This window comes from Paraburkholderia caffeinitolerans, assembly GCF_902859945.1.
Lineage (GTDB): Bacteria > Pseudomonadota > Gammaproteobacteria > Burkholderiales > Burkholderiaceae > Paraburkholderia > Paraburkholderia caffeinitolerans.
The window spans coordinates 109,869-135,201 of the sequence record NZ_CADIKL010000001.1 but is presented as its reverse complement, the minus strand read 5'-3'; the positions used below and the strand labels follow the sequence as shown (position 1 = coordinate 135,201).

The window sequence follows — 25,333 nt, the reverse complement described above, 5'->3', positions numbered from 1 at the left end:
GAGCAGCCAACGGCGCGGGCGAATTCACCGGCGTCTCGACCGGCATGCGCGCATCGACCAAATCGTGCACTTCGTGCGTTTTGTGCGTTCCGTCGTGCATCGGGTTCGAAGGGGAATGCGAGGGTTTCATTACGCTATTTTACGAGAATGCCCGGAACACCCAACATGCCCGGACACGACCACGCGAGTCTGCCTGCCGCGCCCATTCTGCTCGAGCGCCGCTTCGAACTCGCGGATGAAGCCGCCACCGATGCGTTCGGCGCGCGCTTCGCGCACGCGTTCGAAAGCCAGCGCACGCAAGAATCCGGCCTTGCGGAGTTCAGCGGCCTGCACGTGCAGCTGTTCGGCGACCTGGGCGCGGGCAAGACCTCGCTCGTGCGCGCCGCACTGCGCGCGCTCGGCCACGCCGGACGGGTACGCAGCCCGACCTATACCCTCGTCGAGCCCTACACGGTGACTACGACGAGCGGGGAACTCCAGCTCTATCACTTCGATCTCTATCGTTTCAGCGACCCGGCCGAATGGGCCGACGCCGGCTTTCGCGAATATTTCGCGCAAGGGGCGGTGTGTCTCGTCGAATGGCCGCAACGCGCGGGCGGCCTGCTCGGCGTGCCCGACCTCGTGTTCCATCTGGAACCGGGTCCGTACGGTGAGGGCCGCGTGCTCACCGCGTACGCATACAGCGCATCAGGAAAGGCATGTCTAGAAAGATGTTAATCAAACCGTTCCGCTCGATCGAATCCGCGGCCACCGCCACCCACAACTGGCGGCGCAGGCAGATTCTGAAAGCGGGCGCGTCCACGCTGATGCTCGGCCTCACGGTCGCGGCGCCGCGTCTTGCATGGGCAACTTCGGTGATCGGCGTGCGCGTGTGGCCCGCGCGCGACTACACGCGCGTCACCATCGAGTCGGATCAGCCGCTGCAGAACTCGCAGCAATTGCTGCAAGGCCCCGACCGGCTCGTCGTCGACTTGAACGGCCTCGACCTCGACGACGCGCTCAAGAATCTCGTCTCCAAGATCACGCCGAACGATCCGCAGATCCAGGCCGTGCGTGTGGGCCAGTATCAGCCCAACGTGGTGCGCATGGTGTTCGACCTCAAGGGGGCGGTGAAGCCACAGGTCTTCAATCTGCAGCCGGTGGGCTCGTACAAGTACCGGCTCGTGTTCGACCTTTATCCGGCGGTCGCGCCCGACCCGCTCATGGACCTGCTCGCGCAGACCGAGCGCAAACAGCAGCAACTCGACGCGCGCGAAGCAATGGGCGACCACGCGCCGCCCGCGCCGCCGTCCACGCTCGCGGGCCCCAACAACCCGCCCGCGCACGACAACAGCGACGCGTTTTTCGAGCGCTACGCGCAAAACGATGCGGACTCGAACACGCCAGCGACGCCGGCCACGCCGCGCCCGACGGTGCCGCCAGTCGTGCCGCCCGCGACGACCCTGTCGCGGCCGAAGCCTGCGCCGAAGCCCCCCGTCATCGCACAAGACAACGACGACGGCGGCAGCCAGGCCGACAACTACGGTTTCACCACGCCGAAATCCAGCAAGGGCGGCACCACGCGTCTGCTGACGGTGGCGATCGACCCCGGCCACGGCGGCGAGGATCCCGGCGCGATCGGCGGTGGGGGCACGTACGAAAAGCACATCGCGCTCGACATCGCAAAGAAGCTGCGCGTGAAGATCGACGCGCAGCCGAACATGCGCGCGATGATGACGCGCGACGCCGACTTCTTCGTGCCGCTGAACGTGCGCGTGCAGAAAGCGCGCCGCGTGGGCGCCGATCTGTTCGTGTCGATCCACGCCGACGCGTTCACCACGCCGGACGCGCGCGGCTCGTCGGTGTTCGCGCTTTCCGAGCACGGCGCGTCGAGCGCCGCCGCGCGCTGGATGGCGAACAAGGAGAACTCGTCGGACCAGATCGGGGGGATCAACGTGAAGACGGCGGATGCTTCCGTGAACCGGGCGCTGTTCGACATGTCGACCACGGCGCAGATTCGCGACTCGATGCGCTACGGCGGCTTCGTGCTCAACGAAGTCGGCGCGATCAACAAGCTGCACAAGGGCTCGGTCGAGCAGGCGGGCTTCGCGGTGCTGAAGGCGCCCGATATTCCGTCGATCCTCGTGGAAACGGCCTTTATCAGCAACCCCGAGGAAGAGCAAAAGCTCAACGACAACGCCTATCGCGACAAGATGGCGAACGCCATCCTCAAGGGCATCACGCGCTACTTCGCGGCGAACCCGCCGCTCGCGAAGAGCCGGATGACGTAAACCCGATCGAGTTGCCACTCGCTTCTGAATTCTGAAGCAAGCGGCGCTCGACCCCGTTCAGGAACGCGCGGCCAGCATCGACGCCAGCCGCGCCCCGATCCAGCCGCCGAACACGTTCACGGCCAGTCCGGCCATCACGAGCGCGGCGCCGCCGATCTGCGCCGTGGACAAGCGCTCGCCGAGCAGCAGTGCTGCAGCGGCCAGCCCGACGATCGGCACGAGCAGCGAAAACGGCGCGACCTGGCTCGCGGGATACCTCGAGAGCAGCCGGCTCCAGAGGCTGTAGCCGAGTATCGTGGCCACGAAGGCGAGATAGACGATCGCGCCGATCGAATCGACGCCAATGCCCCCGAGCGCCGCCTCGATGCGCTGCGGCCCCTCGATGAGGTACGAAAGCGCGAGGAACGGCAGCGGCGGAATCAGGCTCCCCCACACCACGAGCCCGACGAGATCCACCTTCCCCGCCTTCTTCGTGACGATGTTGCCAAGCGCCCACATGCAGGCCGAGCACAGCGTGAGCAAGAAGCCGGCCACGGTCATCGCCTGCGCGCCCGAGCCCGCAGTTGCGGAAGACGATTGCAGGCCGATTACCGCCAGCCCGCCAGCCGCGATCAGCAGGCCGATCACGTTCTGCGCGCGAAAGCGCTCGCCAAGGAAGATCGCCGCGAACACGAGCGTGAAGAACGCCTGCGCCTGCAGCACGACCGAAGCGAGCCCGGCGGGCATGCCCACATACATGGCCGTGAAAAGGAACACGAACTGGCCGAACGAGATCGTCGCGCCGTAAGCCAGCAGCCAGCGCAGCGGCAATTTCGGGCGCTTGACGAACAGCACCGCCGGAAACGCCGCCAACAGGAAGCGCAGCGCGCCGAGCAAAAGCGGCGGCACGCCGTGCAGCCCCACCTTGATCACCACGAAATTCACGCCCCACGCGAGTACGACCACGAGCGCACTCAGCAAGTCCTTCGGTGACATCTCCTGCTCCGCTTATTGTTCTGTCGAAACCGCGAGTTTACCGGCCAGCGCGCGCGCGTGCTCGCGCCCCTTGCGGCACACCGGCGAGGCCGGCGTTAGAATGAGCGCCTGCTCGCGCGCCGCGCCCGTTGCGCCGCCCTCCGCTGTGCTCTCATTCGTGCCGTCCGACCCATCAAGGAAGCGTTCATGTCCTCATCGATCAAAGCGGTTCTCAAGCCTCATCAGCGCGACATCGGCAATCTCTATGTGCGCCGCGTGCTGCCCGCGATGGCCGCGCGCCTCGTCGGCCCGTTCATCTTCTTCGACCACATGGGGCCGGCCACGCTCGCGCCCGGTGCCGGCGTCGACGTGCGCCCGCATCCGCACATCGGCCTCGCCACCGTCACGTATCTGTTCGACGGCGCGCTCATGCATCGCGACAGCATTGGCTCGGCGCAGAAGATCGTCCCCGGCGACGTCAACTGGATGACGGCCGGACGCGGCATCGTCCACTCGGAGCGCACGCCCGACGATGCGCGCCAGACCGGCCTCACCATGCACGGCATCCAGACATGGGTGGCGCTGCCGCTCGAGCACGAAGACACCGAACCGTCGTTCTTCCATCACGCCGCCGACACGCTGCCGAACCTCGAGCGCAACGGCGTCTCGATGCGCGTGATCGCGGGCACGGCGTTCGGCGCGACCTCGCCCGTCGCGACCTTCTCGGGCACGCTCTACGTGGCTGCCGACTTCGCGCCCGGCAGCGTCATCGCGCTCGACGCGGAGCACGAGGAGCGCGGCGTCTATCTCGTCGAAGGCGATCTCTCGATCGACGGCACGCCGCTCGAGCAATACACGATGGCGGTGCTGGAACCGGGCGAAACCGTCACGCTCGCAAGCACCAACGGGGCACGCGTGATGCTGCTCGGGGGCGAGAAGCTCGCGGGCGAGCGCTTCATCGAATGGAATTTCGTCGCCAGTTCGCGCGAGAAGATCGAGGCCGCCAAGGACGCGTGGACGCGCCAGGAAATGGGGCACGTCCCCGGCGAAACCGAATGGATTCCGCTGCCCGAAAAGAAGCCGCGGGATTGAAGCGCGCCGATCCGCCCTCATCTTTACGCTCATCGTGCGTAATGGATTTTTCCCAACGAGGACCTAATGGATACCACCCTGGCCACTTTTGAAAAGGACGTGATCGAAGCGTCGGCGCTCGCGCCGGTGCTGGTCGACTTCTGGGCGCCGTGGTGCGGCCCGTGCAAGACGCTCGGACCGCTGCTCGAAAAACTCGAAGCCGAATACGCGGGCAAATGGAAGCTCGTGAAGGTCAACGTCGACGAGAACCAGGAGCTCGCCGCGCACTTCCAGGTGCGCAGCATTCCGCACGTGGTGGCGTTCGTCGACCAGCAGGCGGTCGACCAGTTCATCGGCATGCTGTCCGAAGGTCAGCTGCGCGAATTCCTCGACCGGCTGGTTCCCGATTCCGCACAAGCTGCGCGCCAAGCCGCCCAGCAAGCGCTCGCCGAAGGCCGCCGCGAGGATGCTTACGAGGCGCTGCAAGCCGCGCTCGCGTTCGACCCGGGCATGGAAGACGCCCGCATGGACCTGATCGAATTGCTGCTCGCCGACAACCGCGTCGACGAGGCGCACAAGGAAGTCGAGCTGCTCTCGCCCAAGACCACGCAGGGCATCGACCCGCGCTTTAACGCGCTCAAGACGCGCCTCGACGCGCTCGACGCCGCCGCCGACCTGCCGCCCACCGACGCGCTCGAAGCCCGCGTGGCCGGGCACCCCGAGGACCTCGAAGCGCGCTTCGACCTCGCGAGCGCGCTGATCGCGCGGCGCAAGTACGCGGACGCGCTCGAACACCTGCTCGAGATCGTCAAGCGCGACCGCACGTTCCGCGAGGACATCGGCCGCAAGACCATGCTCTCGGTATTCGATCTCGCATCGCATCAACCGCAGCTCGTGAGCGAATGGCGGCGCAAGCTGAGCGCTACGCTGAACTGAGCGCGCAGTACTCAGCGCGCGAATACAAAAAAGCACGGCCATCTGGCCGTGCTTTTTTTACGCCCGCACCCCAGGTAACTTCAGCCCGCAGCAGCCCCATGCGCAAGCGCGCGCAGCACATACGCCGCCGCCGCAAAGCCGAAGCTCGCCGTCACGCACACGCTCGAACCAAAGCCCGCGCAATTCAGGCCCACGGGACCGTGGTGGCCCGGCGAGGTGCTCACGTGCTCGGCCTCGTTGTCGATGTCACACACGGCCGCTTCGGGGTAGATGAGCGGCTCGTCCGAATACACGGCGCTCACTTTGAAACGCGCCTTTGGGCCGCGCGGGAAGCCGTGGTGCTTGCGCAATTGCCCGCGCACCTTCGAGAGCAGCGGATCCTGAATCGTGAGCGCGAGATCGTCGATACGGATGCGCGTGGGATCGAGCTGGCCGCCCGCCCCGCCCACGGTGATGAGCGGCACGCGGTGCTCGACGCACCAGGCGATCAGCGCGGTCTTGGTGCGCACGCTGTCGATGGCGTCCACGACGAAATCGAAACCGCCGCCGAGCAGCACATCGAAGTTCGACGGCTCGACAAAATCCTCGACGAGCCGCACCTCGCAGGCCGGATCGATGAGCTTGATGCGCTCGGCCATCGCCTCGACCTTCGGCTTGCCGTAATTGCCGTCGAGCGCGTGAATCTGGCGGTTGGTGTTGCTCTCCGCGACATTGTCGAGATCGATGAGCGTGAGCGTGCCGATCGCGCTGCGCGCGAGCGCCTCCGCGACCCACGACCCCACCCCGCCAATGCCGATCACGGCAACGTGCGCGCGCTCGAAGGCCGCCAGCGCAGGTGCGCCGTAAAGCCGCGCAACACCGCCAAAGCGGCGCGCCCGGTCGGCAACATCGGTTGAAGCGGGCGAGGTAATATCGGCGAGGCCGGTTGAACCGGCTGCAGCGGAAAGCGGAGTACTGGACATGGCGATAGCGGGTCGAAAGCGGACCGATCGCGCACTGCCACGGTCCGAGGCAGCCGGTATTTTGCCTGATCGCGACCAAACGCGCGCGCGCCGCCCGTTCGCTGCTGTCTGCGCGCAGTCTTCCGCGCAGTTTCTGTATACTTGTCCGCATTGAAGCGTTTGCATAAGAAAATGACCTCGCTCGCTGACCTCCGCAAAAATTACTCGCTCGGTTCGCTCGACGCCTCCGACGTCGACCCCGACCCGATCCGCCAATTCCAGACCTGGTTCAGCCAGGCGCTCGACGCCAAGCTGCCCGAACCCAACGCGATGACCGTCGCGACCGTCGACCAGGAAGGCCGCCCCGCCGCACGCATCCTGCTGATCAAGGGCGTGGACGAGCGCGGCTTCGTCTTCTTCACCAACTACGAGAGCCGCAAGGGTCACGAACTCGCGAACAATCCGCACGCTGCACTGCTGTTTCACTGGATCGAGCTCGAGCGCCAGGTGCGCATCGAAGGCCGGGTCGAAAAAACCAGCGATGCGGAAAGCGACGCGTATTTCCACTCGCGTCCGCTCGGTTCGCGCATCGGCGCGTGGGCCTCGGAGCAGAGCGCCGTGATCGGCAGCCGCGCCGAACTCGAAGCCCGCGAGCGCGAGATCAGCGCGCAATATGGCGAGCAACCGCCGCGTCCGCCGCACTGGGGCGGCTACCGGCTTGTGCCGAGCGCGGTCGAGTTCTGGCAGGGGCGTCCGTCGCGGCTGCACGACCGTATCCGCTATACGCGAGACAACGCTACGTGGCGCATCGAGCGGCTAGCACCCTGAGCGGACCGTATAAACCGGCGCACGTCCCGAAGGTTCCGCCAGCCTGATCCGCGACACCGCGCAACACCGTGCAACACCCGCGTCACACGCGCCGCGCTTCGCCGCGGCGCAGCGTCAGTCAGTTTTGCCTCATGGCACGCATTGCAATTCGCTTTTGTCTTTGGGCCTCAATCGTTCATCTGACACGGAGGGAAACGCATGTTCTGGGAGAAAAAACTCGCTCAATGGGTCGACGAAGTGCGTCACAAGGCCAACCTGCCCGCGCGGCTAGTGCTCTGGAGCGGCCAGCAGTATGACTTCGGCCAATTCGCTGCCCCGCAGGTCACGCTGAAGGTCAACAGCGCAGCCGCGCTGCCTTTGCTGCTCGAACCAAGCCTCGACAATCTCGGCGAAGCCTACGTAAAGGGCAAGATCGACATCGAAGGCAAGCTCGCCGACATCATCGACATCGGCTACTCGCTCGCGCACAACACCATCACGAACGCGGGCAAGCTCGCGCGGGTGCGCCGCTACTTCACGCACTCGAAGAGCACCGACCAGAGAGCCATCCAGTATCACTACGACGTCTCGAACGAGTTCTACAAGCTGTGGCTCGACGAGAACATGGTCTATTCGTGTGCCTACTTCGAGAACGGCGATGAAGACCTCGCCGCCGCGCAGCTCAAGAAGATCGACCACATCCTCACCAAGATCCAGTTGCGGCCCGGCCAAACACTGCTCGACATCGGCTGCGGCTGGGGTGCGCTCGTGTTGCGCGCCGCGCAGAAGTTCGGCGCGCGCTGCGTGGGCGTGACGCTCTCGCAAAACCAGTTCGACCTCGCCACCGAGCGCGTGAAGGCCGCAGGCCTCGCGGATCGCATCGAGATCCGCCTGCAGGATTATCGCGATCTTCAGGGCCAGTTCGACCGCATCACGAGCGTGGGCATGTTCGAGCACGTCGGGCGCAAGAATCTGCCTGGTTACTTCACCAAGGTGCGCGAGCTGCTCGCCGACGAAGGCATCGCCATGAACCACGGCATCACGTCGACCGATGCCGAGAGCGGCGAGGCGGCGCTGGGCGCCGGCGAGTTCATCGACCGCTATGTGTTCCCCGACGGCGAGCTGCCGCACGTTGGCCTCGCGCTCGAAGCGGCGCAGCGCGGCGGGCTCGAGGCGGTTGACGTGGAGAGCCTGCGCCGTCACTATGCGCACACGCTCGGAATCTGGGCGGAGAACTTCGAGGCGCACGCCGAGGAAGCGAAAAAGCTCGTCGACGACGAGAAGTTCCGCATCTGGCGCGTCTATCTGGCGGGTTGCGCCTACGCGTTCGAGCACGACGACGTGTCGATCTTTCAGATCGTCTGCCGCAAGGCCGGCCGCAACGCGAATACGCTGCCGTGGTCGCGCCGCTATATGTACGAGAAGCCGCTTTAACGCAGGTTTGGCGTCAGGTAGGTGGGGTAGAGGCCGCGCTGCTGCGTTTGTGCCGGCATTTTGGGTGGACGGCACGCGCATCGACTCGGCCCACCCGGCGCATTGCTACGAGCGGCTTCGACCACGCGCTTCGCCATCACGACTCATACGCATGAACGAACGCGACGACGGCCTTTTCGGGGCTTTAGAGAACGACGGCTCCGACGCGGGGCGCACCCCGGCGCAAGCCACGCCACGAACGGGCGCAGCGGGCCGCCGCAATGCGCGGACCGCGCGAGAGAACGCACCACCCGAGCCTCAGACGGACCTGTTCGGCTTCGTGCCGCCCGAGCCAGCGGTGGGGCGAGCCGCGCGCCGAAAAGCCGCCGATGCCAACGCCGACGCATCCGCGACAGAGGCGAGCGACAGCACACAGCAGACGAATGCCGAAAAGCCAGCCAAATCGCCGCCCTCCGCCGACTCGCCCGCCCCGCGCCGCCGCGCGAAAGGCGTGCTGCCAGCGGTTCCCGGCCAGGACGTGCTCGACCTCGCCGAAGAACTGCCGTCGGGTGTGCGTCTGGGCACGTCATCGTGGTCGTTTCCGGGCTGGCGCGGCATCGTCTACGGCGACGACTACAGCAATTCGAAGCTCGCGCGCGACGGGCTCGCGGCCTATGGCGCGCATCCGCTGCTGCGCTCGGTGAGCATCGACCGCTCGTTTTACGCGCCGCTCACCGTCACCGATTACCTGCGCTACGCGCAGCAGGTGCCGGACCACTTCCGCTTCATCGTGAAAGCGCCTGCGCTCATCACCGATGCGAGCGTGCGCGGCGATCGCGGAGAACCGGTCTCGGCCAATCCCTGCTTCCTGAACGCCGATCTGGCCGCCCGCGAATTTATCGAGCCGTGCCTCGCGGGGCTCGGCGCGAAAGCCGGTGCGCTCGTGTTCCAGTTCCCGCCGCTGCCCGATCAACTGCTTGCCGATCCGGCCGTGTTCGTCGAGCGCCTCGCAGCCTTTCTCGCCGCGCTGCCGCCGCTGCCCGCGCCTGCTTCGACGCCATTGGCGAGCGCCGATGCAGGCGAAGCGGCTTCAAGCAGTGCGCCCCCAAGCGATGACCCCTGCTACGCCGTCGAGATCCGCGACGGCATCCTGCTCACGCCGCGCTTCGTGCGCGCGCTGCGCGCGGCAGGCGTGCGCTACTGCGTCGGGTTGCACGCGCGCATGCCCGACCCGCTACGCCAGGCGGCGGCGCTCGCGCTGATGGACGGCGAAGCGCCCGCGGGACCGCTGATCGTGCGCTGGAGCCTGCACAGCGGCTTCAAGTACGAGCAGGCGAAGGCGCGCTACGAACCGTTCGACAAGCTCGTGGACGAAGACCCGCACACGCGCGACGCCCTCGCCGAACTGGCCGCGCGCTATGCGATTGCCGGCCAGCCGGTGCTGATCACGACCAACAACAAGGCCGAAGGCTCGGCGCCGCTGACTTGCGCGAAGCTCGCGCGCGCCATCGCCGACGAGATGCTGCGCATGCGCGGCGACGGCGCCTGAAGCGCCTCGGTCAGTCGCCCGTCACTCCGCCTTGAGCCGATGCGCGAACTTCTGGCGGAATTTGGCCACCTTGGGCGCCACCACGAACGCGCAATAACCCTGATTCGGGTGCTGCGCGAAGTAGTTCTGGTGATACGCCTCGGCGGGGAAATAATTGCCGTCGAGCGGCAGCACCTGCGTGACGATCTCGCCGTCGTACACGCCCTCGGCCTTCAGCTCGCGAATGGCCTGCAGCGCCGTCTCGCGCTGCGCCTCCGAGTGCGTGAAGACCACCGAGCGATACTGGGTGCCGACGTCGTTGCCCTGGCGGTTCAACTGGGTCGGATCGTGAATCGCGAAGAAGATGTCCAGAATCTCTCGATAGCCGATCTTCGCCGGATCGAAATCCACCTTCACGACTTCGGCGTGGCCCGTGTCGCCATCGCACACCTGTTCGTAGGACGGGTTCGTGGCGTGGCCGCCCGCGTAGCCAGATTCCACCGCTACCACCCCATCCACGCGCAAAAACACCGCTTCCAGGCACCAGAAACATCCGCCGCCGAGGGTGGCGGTTTCGATCGTCTGAGTCATGCTGAACTCTCCATTGTTGCGGCGCGGGCCGTCCGGTTTCGGGGTCCGGGCATATTTGCAACGGTCGCCGCCTGGCCGCGCTCGTTTCCCTGCAGCCAGGCCGATGAGCCGTCACCCGCCGCTTTTCGTTAAAATTGGGGCAATTCGCCGAAATTACACATGACGTTCACATCGACTTCCGCTTGCGCCGCCAGCCCCTTCCAGGTCACGCATACCGCACTCACCAACGCCCGGAGCCTGCGCTCATGACCCGCCGCGCCAGCCTGCCCAACTTCGACGACGGCGCGTTCCGCCGTGCACTCGGCCAGTTCGCCACCGGCGTGACGGTCATCACGACGCGCGCGCCCGACGGCCAGCTGATCGGCATCACCGCGAGCTCGTTCAACTCCGTCTCGCTCACGCCGCCGCTCGTGCTGTGGAGTCTCGCCACGCGATCGGCGTCGATGCCGGTGTTCCGCAGCAACAGCCATTATGTGGTGAATGTGCTCGCCGCGTCGCAGCTCGACCTGTGCAAGCGCTTCGCCACCGTGAAGGGCGACCGCTTCGAAGGCGTCTCCCACGCCGCCGGCGACTCCGGCATGCCCGTGCTGGACGGCGCCATCGCCTGGTTCGAGTGCCATAACCGCAGCCGCTACGACGAAGGCGATCACGTGATCTTCGTCGGCGAGGTGGAGCGCTGCGGCGTGCGCGAACCCGGCCAGGACGACCAGGGCAGCGCCGCGCCGCTCGTCTTCCACGGCGGCGCGTTTCATCAGTTACAGCCGCTTTAGGGCGCGCGAACCACAACCGAAGCAACCGAAGCGGCGCTACGAAACCTTCGGCTCGCCGCGATGCGCGATCAGGTCGACGGGCAGCCCCGCCTCGACCTTGAGCGTCGTGAGCACGATGTTCGAGCGGATATCCATCACGCCCGGCGCCTTGTAGAGCTTGTTGAGCACGAAGTCCGAGTAGTGCTTGAGGTTGTGCGCGAGCACACGCAGCAGATAGTGCGTCTCGCCGGTCACCACGTACGCGCCCACCACTTCGGGCCAGTCGCGCAGCGCGGAGACGAAGCGCTCGTGCCAGCTCTCCTGGTCGTTGCGCATCGAAACCTGCACGAAGGCCTCCATTTCGAAGCCGAGAACCTCCCGGTTCAGGCACGCGCGATAGCGCTCCACCACCCCCTGCTCCTCCAGCAGGCGCAGCCTCCGCAGACACGCGGAAGGCGATAGTGAAATACGCTCGGCCAGATCGAGATTGCTGATGCGCCCCTCGTTCTGAAGCACCGCAAGAATCCGGCAATCGGTTGCATCAAGCGAGATAGCGTTCATATTTGGTCTCCGTTCCCGTCTTGAATCAAATTATGTGCCAAGAACTGTAGCGTGCGACGTTTTTTTCGCAAGCACATTTCGCGACGAGTTGCCTATCATTCGAAAAAACACTGAGACAACCTCGTCAATACGATGAACGACCTCTGGGACATTTCCCCGCCCATCCGCCCCGAAACGCCCGTCTGGCCCGGCGACACGCCCGTTGGCGTCGAGCGCGTCTGGCGCATGGAAGCCGGCTCGCCAGTCAACGTGGCGCGCGTGACGCTTTCGCCCCACACGGGCGCGCACACCGACGCTCCACTGCACTACGACGAAGCAGGCGCGCCCATCGGCGCCGTGCCGCTCGACGCCTATATCGGCGCGTGCCGCGTGATTCATTGCGTGGGCGCCGCGCCGCTGGTGCGGCCTGAGCACGTACAGGCGGCGCTGGCCGGCGTCCCGCCGCGCGTGCTGCTGCGCACCTACGCCAACGCCCCGCAGGACCGCTGGGACAGCGCGTTTTGCGCCGTCGCGCCCGAGACGATCGACCTGCTGGCTGCGCACGGCGTGCGCCTGATCGGCATCGACACGCCCTCGCTCGACCCGCAGGAATCGAAGACGATGGACGCGCATCACCGCATCCGCGCGCAGCGCATGGCGATTCTCGAAGGCGTCGTGCTCGACGCCATCGCGCCCGGCGACTACGAACTGATCGCGCTGCCGCTGAAATTCGCTACGCTCGACGCAAGCCCCGTGCGCGCCGTGCTGCGCGCGCTGCCCGAGCGCCATTGAATTACTTGCCACTTTCGCCCCGACACCTCACCGCTCCGAAAACCCAAATGAACGACCGTAACGAAGCACTGGCGCTCGACCGCGCCGACCCGATCGCCGCGCTGCGCGAGCAATTCACGCTCGCGCCCGAAACCATCTATCTCGACGGCAACTCGCTCGGCGTGCCGCCGCGAGCCAGCGCCGCGCGCGCGCAAGCCGTGATTGGCGGCGAATGGGGCGAAGGCCTCATCCGCAGCTGGAACACGGCGGGCTGGTTCGCCATGCCGCGGCGCCTCGGCAACAAGCTCGCCCCGCTGATCGGCGCGGCCGAGGACGAAGTCGTGGTCACCGACACCATTTCCATCAATCTCTTCAAGGCGCTCTCCGCCGCACTGCGCCTCGCGAATGCGCGCGATTCCAAACGCCGCGTGATCGTCTCCGAGCGCTCGAATTTCCCGAGCGACCTGTACATCGCGCAAGGTCTCATCGAGCAGCTCGACCGCGGCTATGAACTGCGCCTCGTCGACGACCCGAGCGAGCTGCCCGCCGCGATCCGCGACGACGTGGCCGTGGCGATGATCACGCATGTGAACTACCGCACCGGCGAAATGCACGACATGCGCGCGCTCACCGAGCACATTCATGCACAAGGCGCGCTCGCGCTGTGGGACCTCGCGCACTCGGCGGGCGCGGTGCCCGTGGACCTGAACGGCGCAAATGCCGACTACGCGGTCGGCTGCACGTACAAGTACCTGAACGGCGGCCCCGGCTCGCCGGGCTTCGTATGGGTGCCCAAGCGCCATCAGGATGCGTTCTCACAGCCGCTTTCGGGCTGGTGGGGGCATAAGTCGCCGTTCGAGATGAACCCCGTCTACCGACCGGACAACGGCGTTGGCCGTTTTCTGTGCGGCACGCAGCCGATCATCTCGATGGCGCTCGTCGAATGCGGCCTCGACGTCTTCCTGCAGACCGACATGCAGGCGATCCGCCGTAAGTCGCTCGCGCTCACCGACCTCTTCATCGAACTCGTGGAAACGCGCTGCAAGGAATTCCCGCTCACGCTCGTCACGCCGCGCGAGCATGCGCAACGCGGCTCGCACGTGAGCTTCGAGCATCCGCACGGCTATGAAGTGATGCAGGCACTGATCGCGCGCGGCGTGATCGGCGACTATCGCGAGCCGCACGTGCTGCGCTTTGGCTTCACGCCGCTGTATCTGCGTTACGCCGATGTGTGGGATGCCGTCGAGACGCTGCGCGACGTGCTCGCGACCGAAAGCTGGCGCAAGCCCGAATTCGCCGCGCGCGGCGCGGTGACCTGAGGAGCGCGAGATGACTGATCACATGCACATTCCCGGCGTGCCCGACACCGATGCCTCGCCTTCCGGCGCCCAGAACACCAGCGAAGGCTCGCGTGGCGGCTGCCCGTTCGGACACGGCGCTGCGGCTCCCGCCGCGCCGGTGGCGACGCAAACAGGCGAAGGCTGGCACGACGCCCAGCTCGACTTCTCGAAGTCGATGAGCTATGGCGACTACCTCTCGCTCGACTCGGTGCTTAACGCGCAGCATCCGCTCTCGCCCGATCACAACGAGATGCTGTTCATCGTCCAGCATCAGACGAGCGAGCTGTGGATGAAGCTCGCGCTCTACGAATTGCGCGCGGCGCTTGCGTGCGTGCATCGCGACGAGCTGCCGCCCGCGTTCAAGCAGCTCGCGCGCGTCTCGCGCATTCTCGAGCAGCTGGTGCAAGCGTGGAGCGTGCTATCGACGCTCACGCCTTCCGAGTACACGGCGATGCGGCCGTATCTGGGCGCTTCGTCGGGGTTCCAGTCGTATCAGTATCGGCAGATCGAATTTCTGCTCGGCAACAAGAATGTGCAGATGCTCAAGCCGCATGAGCATCGGCCCGAGGTTCATGCCCAGGTGAAGGCCACGCTTGAAGCGCCTTCGTTTTACGACGAGGTGATCCGGCTGCTTGCGCGGCGTGGATTTGCGATCGCACCGGAGCGCCTCGCTCGCGACTGGGCGCAGCCGACGCTGCACGATGCATCCGTGGAAGCGGCCTGGCTAGAGGTTTATCGCAATCCTTCGCAGTACTGGGATTTGTATGAAATGGCCGAGGAACTCGTCGATCTGGAGGACGCGTTCCGGCAGTGGCGGTTCCGCCATGTCACGACGGTCGAGCGGATTATCGGGTTCAAGCAGGGTACCGGTGGGACTAGCGGCGCGCCTTATCTGCGCAAGATGCTGGATGTCGTGCTGTTTCCGGAGCTTTGGCATGTGAGGACGGTGTTGTAGGGCCTCACACCCCGCCACCAGAAATGACTTCGCGCCGGCCGGCAGGGCTTCGAAAAGCCCGCCGGACCGGCGCGAATGTTTTGCGTATGTCGCGAAAGCGCGCGTTAGACCACCACCGTCTGCGCCTCGCCTTCCTTGCTCTCACGCACCACGCCAATCTTCCACACCTGCTCACCGGCAGCCGCCAGCAACTCAGCCGCCGCGTCGGCCTGATCGGCCGCCACGATCACGGCCATGCCGATGCCGCAATTGAACACGCGGTGCATTTCCGCATCGGCCACGCCGCCATGCTTCTGCAGCCACGAGAACAGCGGCGGCAGCGGCCATGCCGCGTGGTCCAGCTCGGCCGTGAGGCCTTCGCGCAGCACGCGCGGAATGTTCTCCACCAGACCGCCGCCGGTGATGTGCGCCATGCCCTTCACGGCGATGGTTTCCATCAGCTTGAGCAGCGGCTTCACGTAGATGCGCGTGGGCGCCATCAGCGCGTCCGCCAGCGAGCCGCCGTCGAAGTCGGCGTTCATGTCCGGGTTCGCGCGCTCGATGATCTTGCGCACGAGCGAGAAGCCGTTCGAATGGATGCCGCTCGAAGCGAGGCCCAGCACGACGTCGCCGGGGACAATCGTGCTGCCGTCGATGATCTTGCTCTTTTCCACCGCGCCAACCGCGAAGCCCGCGAGGTCGTATTCGCCGTCGGGGTACATGCCCGGCATTTCCGCCGTTTCGCCGCCGATCAGCGCGCAGCCCGAGAGTTCGCAGCCCTGGGCGATGCCCTTCACGACCGTGGCCGCGGTGTCCACATCGAGCTTGCCGCAGGCGAAGTAGTCGAGGAAGAACAGCGGTTCGGCGCCCTGCACGAGGATGTCGTTCACGCTCATGGCGACCAGATCCTGGCCAACCGTGTCGTGTTTGTTCAGATGAAACGCGAGGCGCAGCTTGGTGCCCACGCCGTCGGTGCCCGAGACGAGCACGGGTTCCTTGTACTTCTTCGGTACTTCGAAGAGCGCGCCGAATCCGCCGATGCCGCCCATCACGCCATCGCGCAGGGTCTTCTTCGCAAAGGGCTTGATGCGATCGACAAGCGCGTCGCCCGCGTCGATGTCCACGCCCGCGTCGCGGTAGGAGAGCCCTTGCTCCTGATTAGCGGGGCCGGATTTCGGTTGATTCATGGGGAAGAGGCAGAAGGTCGGTAAAATGCGATTTTAACCGATTGACGGCTCCCCGCCGCCGCGGCTCGCGTGAGTATTTTGGTAGTAGCGGAGCTGGGCCTTCAAGCGGAAACCACGTTTTGTCGCCGAACATACTAATTTTCAAGCGATATCAGCGTCAGGCCTTCGTCCAGGCCGCGCGCCACAGGAACTGACAGACCGCCTTCGGCCAGACACACCGTGCAGCGACAGCTAACGCTCGATCTCGGCACCCCGCCGCCATCGACCTTCGACAACTTTCATACCGGCGCCAATACGGAGCTGGTCGCGCGCCTGCGCGGGCTCGACGCCGCGCTTGCGGCGGGCCCCGCCGTCGACCCGAAGGCCGACCGCACGTTCTATGTCTGGGGAGAGCCCGGCAACGGCCGATCGCATCTGCTGCACGCACTCGCATTCGAGACGCCGCCCGGACACGTGCGCTACATCGGACCGAAGAGCGGCCTGGCGGCCTTCACGTTCGATGCGCGCGTGCCGATTTACGCGGTCGACGACTGCGACTCGCTCTCAGGCGCCCAGCAGATCGCCCTGTTCAATCTGTTCAACGAGGTGCGCTCGCACCCGAACACGGCGCTCGTCGCCACCGGCAATGCGCCGCCGATGGGTCTCACGGTGCGCGAGGACCTGCGCACGCGCCTCGGCTGGGGTCTCGTGTTCCACCTCGCGCCGCTCTCGGACGCGGGCAAAGCCGCCGTGCTCAAGCAGGCGGCGCGCGAGCGCGGCATCAATCTCGCCGACGATGTGCCGGCCTACCTGCTCACGCACTTCCGGCGCGACATGCCGAGCCTGATGCGCCTGCTCGACGCGCTCGACCGCTTTTCGCTCGAGCAAAAGCGCGCGGTGACGCTGCCGCTGCTGCGCACGATGCTGGCGAATAGCGAGGGCGAGGAGACGTCGGACGCCGCTGCGCCGGGCGAGACCGATGATGCAGCCGATTCGCGCATCGACGACGCAACCGCCGCGGCCGAACTGGACGAAACTAGCGGGACGCCCCTAGCGGAAGAACACGACACGCCCGAGCCGGCCGGCAACAGCGAGCAAGGCGTCGAACTGGAGCTGTTCCCGTCTTACGACGCACCGAACGCCACAGCCCCGGCTGAGCCGTCCAGTGCTGCCTACGAAGCGCCGCGTGCTCCCGCGCTGCACCCGCGCGCGCCACTCAGCGCACCGCCGTTCCAGCCGCCAACCGACAATGTCGAAGGCGAACTGGGGGCCAGATTCCGCGACGTCGTCCACCGCGAACTGGGCGCAGAACTCCAGGGCGAAGTGGAAGCCGATGTCAGCGGCGAGATGAACGGCGAGCTCGACGGCGACGTCGATCCAGCCGCCGATCCTGCCGCGCCCACCGCGCCCGAGGCAGAACAGCCCGACGCCACGCGCGAAACCCCGCCCGCCGGGCCCACGGCGGCGAATCCGCCGCCGTCGGCGCCAGCGTCCGAACCTTCTTCCGACTCGCCGGACGCCGCAGCCGGCGCCGGCAACGGCTTCACCCGCTTCAAGTAAAATGAGCGCCCATGGCTAATCTCGCACTTTTTGATCTCGATCACACGCTGATCCCCACCGATAGCGACTACGAATGGGGCCGCTTCATGGTGAAGCTCGGCATCGTCGACGCCGAACGCTTCGCGGAGCAGAACGAGCGCTTCTACGCCGACTACAAGGCCGGCAAGCTCGACATCCACGCGTACCTCCTCGCCATGCTCACGCCGCTCGCGAAGTATTCGCGCGCGCAACTGAAGGAATGGCACGACCAGTACATGCACGAGGTGATCAAGCCGACCATCGTGCCGGCCGCGCTCGAACTCGTGAAACAGCACAAGGAAGCGGGCGACCTCTGCTGCGTGGTCACGGCCACCAACGAATTCATCACGGCGCCCATCGCCGAGGTGTTCGGCGTGGACAAGCTGATCGCCTGCGAAGTCGAAACCGTGGACGGCCATCCGGCGTCGGCCTTCACCGGCCGCCCGACCGGCACGCCAAGCTACCGCGAAGGCAAGATCGTGCGCGTGGAGGCATGGCTGGCCTCGCTCGGCAAGCGCTGGTCCGACTTCGAGCACAGCTACTTCTATAGCGACTCGCACAACGACATTCCGCTGCTCGAAAAAGTCACCGACCCGATCGCGACCAACCCCGACGACACCCTGCGCGCGCATGCGCAACAAGCAGGCTGGCGCATCCTCGATTTGTTCCAGGCATCGTGATCAAGAAATTCATCCGCAAACTGTTTGGCCAGGACGACGCGTCCGCCACCCAAGGCGCCCCGGACAGCGACACAGCACTGGCCGCTGCATCGCCTGAAGGCGAAGCCGCCGGTGAGGCCACTGCCCGCCCGCGCCGCAAAACGGTCACCGCGAAGAAAGCCGCCAAGCCCCGCGCGGGCCAAGGCGCTGGCGACCCGGCTACGCCCGTGGTCCTCTCCGCCGATATCCACGGCATCGATCCCTCGCTCATCTCGCGCAACGCCGTGCGCGTGACCGACGGCCTGCAGCAAGCGGGCTTTCGCGCGTTCATCGTGGGCGGCGCGGTGCGCGACCTGCTGCTCGGCGTCGCGCCCAAGGACTTCGACGTGGCCACCGACGCCACGCCCGACCAGGTGCAGAAGCTGTTCCGCCGCGCCCGCATCATCGGCCGGCGCTTCCAGATCGTGCACGTGCAGTTCGGCCAGGAGATCATCGAGGTCTCGACCTTCCGCGCACTCGTGGACGCACCGCCCGCCGAGGCCGCAGGCGCAGCGGGCCACAAGCGCCTGCGCCGCGACGAGCTCGACCGCAAGACCCACCACGTGGACGCGAGCGGCCGCGTGCTGCGCGACAACGTCTGGGGCGAGCAGCACGAAGACGCCACGCGTCGCGACTTCACGATCAACGCGATGTATTACGATCCGTCCACGCAGACGGTGCTCGACTACCACAACGGCATGGCCGACATGCGCGCGCGCCTGCTGCGCATGATCGGCGACCCGGCCACGCGCTACCGCGAAGACCCGGTGCGCATGCTGCGCGTGGTACGTTTCGCGGCGAAGCTCGGCTTCGAGATTGAAGAGCACACGCGCGCACCGATCCAGGAACTCGCGGACCTCATCAACAACGTGCCGGCGGCGCGTCTGTTCGACGAGATGCTCAAGCTGCTGCTCTCGGGCCACGCGCTCGAGTGCCTCAAGTGGCTGCGCAAGGAGGGCCTCCATCACGGCCTCCTGCCCTTGCTCGACGTGGTTCTCGAGCAGCCGCAAGGCGAGCGCTTCATCACGCTCGCGCTCTCGAACACCGACGCGCGCGTACGCGCGGGCAAGCCGGTCTCGCCGGGCTTCCTGTTCGCGACGCTGCTGTGGCACGACGTGCAGCAGCGCCTGCAGCAGTACACCGCAGAGGGCGAATTCCCCGTGCCGGCGCTGCATCGCGCGATGGACGACGTAATCGACGCGCAAACCGAAAAGCTCGCGATCCATCGCCGCTACTCGTCGGATATGCGCGAGATCTGGGGCCTGCAACTGCGCCTCGAAAAACGCGGCCGCAGCGCGATCAAGCTGCTGGAACACCCGCGCTTCAGAGCGGGGTATGATTTCCTCCTGTTGCGCTGCGAATCGGGCGAGCTCGACGCCGAAGTGGGCCAGTGGTGGACCGACTTCATCAGCGGCGACCCGGCCGCGCGCGAGACGCTGCTCGCCTCGGGCGGCAGCAAGGAACGCGCGCCGCGCAAGCGCCGCCGCCGTGGCGGCGCGAAGAACCGCAAGTCGGGCGAAGCCGCGGAAGGCGCCGAAAGCGCCGCAGCGGCATCCTCCGACGGCGGGGGCAACGACGAGCCGCACGAGGACTGAAGCCATGCAGCACGCAACCCGGCGCGGGCATGTCGAATGCGTTCGCGCAACACAGGAAGTAAAGCCATGACGGTTGCCTGGCTCGGAATCGGCGCGAATCTTGGGGATGCGCGCCAGACCCTCAAAGACACGGTGGTGTGCCTCGCGCAGCAGCACACCATCACCGTGCTCGCCAAATCGAGTCTGTACCGCACCGCGCCCATCGACGCGGGCGGCGACGACTATTTCAACTGCGTCGTGAAGCTCGACACGCGGCTTTCGGTGCGCGATCTGCTTGGCCTGTGCCATCGCATCGAGCACCACTTCGGCCGCGAGCGTCCGTTTCGCAATGCGCCGCGCACGCTCGACATCGACATCCTGATGTACGGCGAGGCAATCATCGACGAACCCGACCTGATCGTGCCGCATCCGCGCATGACGGGCCGCGCGTTCGTGCTTGCGCCGCTCGCCGAAATCGATCCCGAGCTCGCCATTCCGGGCCACGGCGTGGTCAGCACCTTCCTGCCCGCTGTCGCGGAGCAGCGCATCGAAAAAATGAAACCACTGTGCCAGTGTCTTGCCGAACCCGAAACGGGTAAGCCCGCGGGCGTCGCGGCCGAGTCCCCCGACTCCGCGGCCTCTCCCGATAACACGCCGCGCTCTTCGGGCACTTGCCGATGAGCACGCCACTGTCTTTCGCCACCACCGTAGCCACGCGCCCCGCCGCGCTCCAGTACATCGCAATCGAAGGGCCGATCGGTTCGGGCAAGACCCCACTCGCGACGCGTCTGGCCGAGCGCTGGTCGATGCAGACGCTGCTCGGCTCGCGCGCGGACAACCCATTTCTCGAGCGCTTCTACCGCGACACGTCGCGCCACGCGCTGGCCGCCCAACTCGCGGTGGCGCTGCAGCGCGAGCATCTCTCGCGGCAGGTGGCCGCGCAGCTTGCCGCCGGCACCCCGCTCGTGACGAATTTCCTTGCCGAGCGCAACGACCTGTTCGCGCGCCTGACGCTCTCCGAAGAAGAGCTGCAGCTTTTTCAGGCGCTTGCCGCGCGCCTGCGCGTGGCGTCTCCGCCGCCAGACCTTGTGGTGTATCTGCAGGCGAGCCCCGAAGCGCTCTATGCGCGCATTCAGAAGCGCGCGGTGGCGGCGGAGCAGCACATCTCCGACACCTTCTTGCGGGCGCTGTGCGACAGCTACAACGAATTTTTCTATCATTACGACCGTGCGCCGGTGCTGACCGTGGGCGTCGAGAATCTGAACCCGCTCGACTCCGACGCGGACCTTGCGCTGATCGTCGAGCGTATCGAATCGATGCGCGGCCGCAAGGAATCCTTCGTCAAGGGCACGTCGCTTTAAGCGGCGCGCCGTCCGGCACTTCCCCTCCCTGATGGACTAACGGACTCTCGGACTCCCCATGACTTACCTGCAGGAAACGAGCCGCAGCGCGGTCACCGTGCCCAAGCTCCAAGCAATGCGCGACGCCGGCGAAAAGATCTCGATGCTCACGTGCTACGACGCGAGCTTCTCGGCACTATGCGACCGCGCGGGCGTCGACACCGTGCTGATCGGCGATTCCCTCGGCAATGTGCTCCAGGGCCATACCACGACGCTGCCCGTCACCATCGACGACATCGCCTATCACACGGCCTGCGTCGCGCGCGCGCAGCCGAAGGCGCTGATCATCGCCGATCTGCCGTTCGGCACGTTCGGCACGCCCGAGGACGCCTTCGCGAATTCGGTGAAGCTCATGCGCGCGGGCGCGCAGATGGTGAAAATCGAGGGCGGCGAATGGCTCGCACCCACGGTGAAAATGCTGGTCGAGCGCGCCGTGCCGGTGTGTGCGCACATCGGCCTCACACCGCAATCGGTGCACGCGTTCGGCGGCTTCAAGGTGCAGGGCAAGACCGACGCGGCCGCCGTGCAGCTCGTGCGCGACGCGCTGGCGCTCGAAGCTGCGGGCGCCCAGCTCGTGGTGATCGAAGCGGTGCCGGCGACGCTCGGCGCGCAAGTCACGGCGAAACTGCGCATTCCGACGATCGGCATTGGCGCGGGTCTCGATTGCTCGGGCCAGGTGCTCGTGCTGCACGACATGCTCGGGATCTTCCCCGGCAAGCGTCCGCGCTTCGTGAAGGATTTCATGGAGGGACAACCCGATATCGAGTCGGCCGTGCGCGCCTATGTGAAGGCTGTGAAGGAAGGCACGTTCCCGGGGCCTGAGCACGCATTCTGATAGCGGGCTCTGCCGCAAAAGCAAAAAAGCGCGTTCCGGTTTGCACAACCGGAACGCGCTTTTTTTATGCCGATGCGTCTACCGCGCGCTCGTCGGGATCAAGCGCAGATCAAATGCAGATCAAGCGCGCGGCCACAGCCCCGCGCAGCGCATTGGTCAGCATGAGCGCCTCGGCGTTCAGCACGTCGTCGCGCGTGAGCACGCGCTCGCGCGCTCCGAACGCCACATCGTCGAGCATCACGCCACGCATCACGCCGGGCAAAAGCCCCGACGTCAGCGGCGGCGTCCACCACTGCCCGTCGCGCTTCACGAACACGTTCGAGCGCCCGCCTTCGGTCAGCTCGTCGCGCTCGTTGAAGAACAGCATGTCGAAGCCGCCTTGCGCTTCGGCTTCGCGCCACGCGCGGTCAAACTCGACGCGGCGCGTCGACTTGCGCAGCAGCAGCGCATCACCTGACGCAACTGGCGCGAAGCCGTGATCCGGCGCGAGCAGCACGCCAACGGTGTCGTGCGCGAGCGGCGCAAGCGGCGCACTGGTCAGCGTCGCCACGCCGCTCTTGCCGAGCGCGAGCCGTAGGCGATGCGGTGCGTCCCCTTCCGTGAACGCGGCACACGCTTGCACGAGACGCACGCGCAACGCTTCCACATCGCACGGAAAACCCAACCACGCCGCGCCCGCCGCAAGCCGCGCGAGATGACGCTCGACGTGACGCACGCCTTGTGCGCGCGTCGCGTACATCGTTTCGAAGAGTTCGATGCCGGGATCGGCCTCGGTGAGAAAACGCGCTTTCAATCGGCACTCCTCGTATTCGTCGGCGGCCACGCTGTCCAGCACAATGCCCGCGCCCACGCCCATCTCGCCGCGCCGCATTGCGCCTTCGCTGACGCCGGAGCCCGCGCTGGGCGCGTCAAGCGTAAGCGTGCGGATCACAACCGAGAGGCAGAAGTCGCCGCAGGTCTCGCCTTCGCGAGGAGCATCCAGCCAGCCGATGGTGCCCGTATAGAGCCCGCGCGGGCCGTGCTCGAGCGCCTCGATCAACTCCATCGTGTGGTGCTTGGGCGCGCCCGTGATCGAGCCGCACGGGAACAGGGCACGCATCGCGTCGGCGAAGCTCGCGCCCGGACGCAGTTTCGCCTCCACCGTGGAGGTCATCTGCCAGACCGAGGCATACGGCTCCACGCTGAAAAGCGCAGGCACGCGCACCGATCCTGTCTGCGCGACGCGCGACACGTCGTTGCGCAGCAAGTCGACGATCATCACGTTTTCGGCGCGATTCTTGGGGTCGTTCGCGAGGAATTGCGCGGCAGCGGCATCCTCGGCCGCATCGGCGCGACGCGCGGTGGTGCCTTTCATCGGCTTCGCGCGCAACGTTTCGCCGTGCTTTTCGACGAACAGCTCCGGCGAGCACGAGAGCACCCAATGATCACCCGGCAACGCGATGAGCGCGCCGTAGCGCACGCGCTGGCGCTCACGCAAACGCCGATACAACGCCACCGGCGCGCCGAACGCCTCGAAGCCCAGCCGGTACGTGTAGTTGATCTGATACGAGTCGCCGATACGCAGCGCGTCCTGCACCGCGCCAATGTCGTGCTCGAAGCGCTCGCGGTTGACGCCCATCGTCACGCCGGCAATGCCAGCCGGCGCGGGGGCCTCGCTGCCCTCACGCGCGGCGAGCCATGCGTCGGCTTCCTCGCGCGCGAGCCGTTCGCAGCGCGCGAACAATAAAAAACGCAGCGCGGCATGGCCGTGCTGCGTTTCGCTGGATGAGGCGTCGCGCTTCGCGAATTCGAGCGCGCGCCCGAATTCGTAGTCGCCGAGCACGAGCGCATGAAGGGCTACGCCCGCTCCTGCGCCCAATGCTGCATTGACTTCGCGGCACGCCGCGTCGAGATCCACCGCGCGCTCGCACGCGATCTCGCGCACGAACCCCGTGTACAGACGGCTCGAACGGCTCACCGCCGTCGAGTCTGCGTCGTCGAGCAGCGCGAAGATCGCATCACCCACCGCGCCGCCTTGATTCACTGCCATTGAACGTTACCGCCTGCTTGCTACCGCACGGACACCGCACGAGGCCCTGGGGCGTGCATCAATCGAAGAAGCTCTTCACGCGATCGAACCAGCTCTTGCTCTGCGGGCTGTGGCGCGAACCACCTTCCACGAGCGACTTCTCGAACTGCTGGAGCAAGTCGCGCTGCTGCTCGGTGAGCTTGACCGGCGTTTCGACTTGCACATGCACGTACAGATCGCCGGCGATGCTCGAGCGCAGGCCCTTGATGCCCTTGCCGCGCAGACGGAAAGTCTTGCCCGACTGCGTGCCTTCGGGCACCGTGAAGCTCGCGCGGCCCGCCAGCGTGGGCACTTCGATCTCGCCGCCGAGCGCCGCCGTGGTGAACGGGATCGGCATCTGGCAATGGAGGTCGTCGCCGTCGCGCTCGAACACCGCGTGCTGCTTGATGTGGATCTCGACATAGAGATCGCCCGACGGCCCGCCGTTGACCCCCGGCTCGCCGTTGCCGGCCGAGCGGATGCGCATGCCGTCGTCGATGCCCGCCGGAATCTTCACTTCGAGCGTCTTGGTTTCCTTCACCTTGCCCGCGCCGTGGCAGTTCGTGCAGGGCTCGGGAATGTAGGAGCCCGTGCCGTGGCACTTCGGACAGGTCTGCTGGATACTGAAAAAGCCCTGCGACATGCGCACCTGGCCCGCCCCGTGACAAGTCGGGCAGGTTTCGGGCTTGGTGCCAGGCTTCGCGCCCGAGCCGTGGCAGACTTCACAGCCGCTCCAGCCAGGCACGCGAATCTGCGTCTCGTAGCCGTGCGCAGCCTGCTCCAGCGTGATTTCCATGCTGTAGCGCAGGTCCGCGCCGCGATACACCTGCGGGCCGCCACGTGCGCCACGGCCGCCACCGGCTGCCTGGCCGAAAATATCGCCGAAGATGTCACCGAAAGCGTCCGCGAAACCGCCGAAGCCCTGCGCACCCGCGCCGCCCATGTTGGGATCGACACCCGCATGGCCGTACTGGTCGTAAGCCGCGCGCTTTTGCGAGTCCGACAGCATCTCGTAGGCTTCCTTCACCTCCTTGAAATGCTCTTCCGCATCCTTGCTGTCCGGATTACGGTCGGGGTGATACTTCATCGCAAGCTTGCGATAAGCCTTCTTGATTTCGTCGTCGCCCGCGTTCTTCGCGACGCCCAGAACCTCGTAGTAATCCCGTTTCGCCATATCGGTTCAACGCCAG

At 66.2% G+C, this 25,333-nt stretch carries 23 protein-coding genes and 1 pseudogene; 17 read left to right on the top strand and 7 right to left on the bottom strand.

Translation table 11 applies throughout. From position 1 onward, the window contains the following. Positions 1 to 147: 147 nt before the first annotated feature. The gene (tsaE, locus tag HV773_RS00560; RefSeq protein WP_174220036.1) at positions 148 to 717 is read left to right on the top strand and encodes a tRNA (adenosine(37)-N6)-threonylcarbamoyltransferase complex ATPase subunit type 1 TsaE; all 570 of its coding nucleotides are present in this window, start codon (positions 148 to 150) and stop codon (positions 715 to 717) included. Further along, on the top strand, positions 699 to 2,270 hold the full coding sequence (locus HV773_RS00555) for an N-acetylmuramoyl-L-alanine amidase (protein ID WP_129561276.1): 1,572 nt from the start codon (positions 699 to 701) through the stop codon (positions 2,268 to 2,270). The genes tsaE and HV773_RS00555 overlap by 19 nt, the downstream gene beginning before the upstream one ends. A 57-nt stretch (positions 2,271 to 2,327) precedes the next feature. Here the strand turns inward: HV773_RS00555 and HV773_RS00550 are convergent, their stop codons facing one another. Then, positions 2,328 to 3,245 (bottom strand): EamA family transporter, encoded by a 918-nt coding sequence (locus HV773_RS00550; protein ID WP_129561275.1) that lies wholly within the window; start codon positions 3,243 to 3,245, stop codon positions 2,328 to 2,330. A gap of 186 nt (positions 3,246 to 3,431) precedes the next feature. Between HV773_RS00550 and HV773_RS00545 the strand changes: the two genes are divergently transcribed. Continuing rightward, positions 3,432 to 4,316: a pirin family protein gene (locus HV773_RS00545; protein ID WP_129561274.1), complete on the top strand. Its 885-nt coding sequence runs from the start codon at positions 3,432 to 3,434 to the stop codon at positions 4,314 to 4,316. Between the two features lie 66 nt (positions 4,317 to 4,382). Continuing rightward, positions 4,383 to 5,231 (top strand): thioredoxin, encoded by an 849-nt coding sequence (gene trxA, locus HV773_RS00540; RefSeq protein ID WP_129561273.1) that lies wholly within the window; start codon positions 4,383 to 4,385, stop codon positions 5,229 to 5,231. 80 nt (positions 5,232 to 5,311) lie between these two features. On the opposite strand, the gene HV773_RS00535 is transcribed toward trxA, so the two are convergent. Next, entirely contained in the window at positions 5,312 to 6,193 is an 882-nt protein-coding gene (locus tag HV773_RS00535; RefSeq protein WP_129561272.1) for a tRNA threonylcarbamoyladenosine dehydratase, read from the bottom strand. A gap of 171 nt (positions 6,194 to 6,364) precedes the next feature. Between HV773_RS00535 and pdxH the strand changes: the two genes are divergently transcribed. The 3 genes from pdxH (at position 6,365) to HV773_RS00520 (ending at position 9,941) form a co-directional block, all read left to right on the top strand. Next, positions 6,365 to 7,000, top strand: a complete 636-nt coding sequence (pdxH, locus tag HV773_RS00530; protein ID WP_129561271.1) for a pyridoxamine 5'-phosphate oxidase — start codon at positions 6,365 to 6,367, stop codon at positions 6,998 to 7,000. A gap of 198 nt (positions 7,001 to 7,198) precedes the next feature. Beyond that, positions 7,199 to 8,413, top strand: coding sequence for an SAM-dependent methyltransferase (locus HV773_RS00525; protein WP_129561270.1), 1,215 nt, complete (start codon positions 7,199 to 7,201; stop codon positions 8,411 to 8,413). A gap of 151 nt (positions 8,414 to 8,564) precedes the next feature. Beyond that, positions 8,565 to 9,941, top strand: a complete 1,377-nt coding sequence (locus HV773_RS00520) for a DUF72 domain-containing protein (protein WP_129561269.1) — start codon at positions 8,565 to 8,567, stop codon at positions 9,939 to 9,941. A 21-nt stretch (positions 9,942 to 9,962) separates the two neighbouring features. On the opposite strand, the gene msrA is transcribed toward HV773_RS00520, so the two are convergent. After that, complete coding sequence (msrA, locus tag HV773_RS00515) at positions 9,963 to 10,511, bottom strand: peptide-methionine (S)-S-oxide reductase MsrA (protein WP_129561268.1); 549 nt, start codon at positions 10,509 to 10,511, stop codon at positions 9,963 to 9,965. A 245-nt stretch (positions 10,512 to 10,756) separates the two neighbouring features. Here msrA and HV773_RS00510 point away from each other — a divergent pair, with 245 nt between their 5' ends. Next, complete coding sequence (locus tag HV773_RS00510; RefSeq protein WP_129561267.1) at positions 10,757 to 11,281, top strand: flavin reductase family protein; 525 nt, start codon at positions 10,757 to 10,759, stop codon at positions 11,279 to 11,281. A gap of 36 nt (positions 11,282 to 11,317) precedes the next feature. On the opposite strand, the gene HV773_RS00505 is transcribed toward HV773_RS00510, so the two are convergent. Beyond that, positions 11,318 to 11,821, bottom strand: a complete 504-nt coding sequence (locus HV773_RS00505; RefSeq protein WP_129561266.1) for an Lrp/AsnC family transcriptional regulator — start codon at positions 11,819 to 11,821, stop codon at positions 11,318 to 11,320. A 132-nt stretch (positions 11,822 to 11,953) separates the two neighbouring features. On the opposite strand from HV773_RS00505, the gene kynB reads away from it, so the two are divergent. Genes kynB through kynA form a run of 3 tightly spaced genes read left to right on the top strand, consistent with a single transcriptional unit; the run spans position 11,954 to position 14,866 of the window. Next, a complete protein-coding gene (gene kynB / locus HV773_RS00500) occupies positions 11,954 to 12,592 on the top strand; it encodes an arylformamidase (protein WP_129561265.1) in 639 nt (212 codons plus the stop codon). A gap of 47 nt (positions 12,593 to 12,639) precedes the next feature. Then, entirely contained in the window at positions 12,640 to 13,890 is a 1,251-nt protein-coding gene (kynU, locus tag HV773_RS00495) for a kynureninase (RefSeq protein ID WP_129561264.1), read from the top strand. Between the two features lie 10 nt (positions 13,891 to 13,900). After that, positions 13,901 to 14,866, top strand: a complete 966-nt coding sequence (gene kynA, locus HV773_RS00490; protein WP_129561263.1) for a tryptophan 2,3-dioxygenase — start codon at positions 13,901 to 13,903, stop codon at positions 14,864 to 14,866. 104 nt (positions 14,867 to 14,970) lie between these two features. Here the strand turns inward: kynA and purM are convergent, their stop codons facing one another. Next, positions 14,971 to 16,032 carry a phosphoribosylformylglycinamidine cyclo-ligase gene (purM, locus tag HV773_RS00485; RefSeq protein ID WP_129561262.1) on the bottom strand — a complete coding sequence of 354 codons (1,062 nt, stop codon included), beginning with the start codon at positions 16,030 to 16,032 and terminating at the stop codon, positions 14,971 to 14,973. Positions 16,033 to 16,251: 219 nt separating this feature from the next. Between purM and hda the strand changes: the two are divergent. From hda to panB, 6 genes and pseudogenes are all read left to right on the top strand, one after another. Then, a pseudogene (gene hda, locus HV773_RS00480) lies at positions 16,252 to 16,965 on the top strand (DnaA regulatory inactivator Hda); the annotation flags it as partial. A gap of 617 nt (positions 16,966 to 17,582) precedes the next feature. Next, on the top strand, positions 17,583 to 18,269 hold the full coding sequence (locus HV773_RS00475; protein WP_129561261.1) for a histidinol-phosphatase: 687 nt from the start codon (positions 17,583 to 17,585) through the stop codon (positions 18,267 to 18,269). Continuing rightward, a complete protein-coding gene (pcnB, locus tag HV773_RS00470; RefSeq protein ID WP_129561260.1) occupies positions 18,266 to 19,882 on the top strand; it encodes a polynucleotide adenylyltransferase PcnB in 1,617 nt (538 codons plus the stop codon). The genes HV773_RS00475 and pcnB overlap by 4 nt, the downstream gene beginning before the upstream one ends. Positions 19,883 to 19,948: 66 nt before the next feature. After that, positions 19,949 to 20,542, top strand: coding sequence for a 2-amino-4-hydroxy-6-hydroxymethyldihydropteridine diphosphokinase (gene folK / locus HV773_RS00465; protein WP_129561259.1), 594 nt, complete (start codon positions 19,949 to 19,951; stop codon positions 20,540 to 20,542). Then, a complete protein-coding gene (locus HV773_RS00460; protein ID WP_129561258.1) occupies positions 20,539 to 21,222 on the top strand; it encodes a deoxynucleoside kinase in 684 nt (227 codons plus the stop codon). Before folK ends, HV773_RS00460 begins: the two co-directional genes overlap by 4 nt. Before the next feature lie 58 nt (positions 21,223 to 21,280). Next, on the top strand, positions 21,281 to 22,096 hold the full coding sequence (gene panB, locus HV773_RS00455; RefSeq protein WP_129561257.1) for a 3-methyl-2-oxobutanoate hydroxymethyltransferase: 816 nt from the start codon (positions 21,281 to 21,283) through the stop codon (positions 22,094 to 22,096). Positions 22,097 to 22,205: 109 nt separating this feature from the next. Here panB and pabB read toward each other — a convergent pair whose 3' ends face one another. Together pabB and dnaJ are read right to left on the bottom strand one after the other, a co-directional pair. After that, positions 22,206 to 24,125, bottom strand: a complete 1,920-nt coding sequence (pabB, locus tag HV773_RS00450) for an aminodeoxychorismate synthase component I (protein WP_129561256.1) — start codon at positions 24,123 to 24,125, stop codon at positions 22,206 to 22,208. Positions 24,126 to 24,183: 58 nt separating this feature from the next. Next, a complete protein-coding gene (gene dnaJ / locus HV773_RS00445; protein WP_129561255.1) occupies positions 24,184 to 25,317 on the bottom strand; it encodes a molecular chaperone DnaJ in 1,134 nt (377 codons plus the stop codon). Between the last annotated feature and the right edge of the window lie 16 nt (positions 25,318 to 25,333).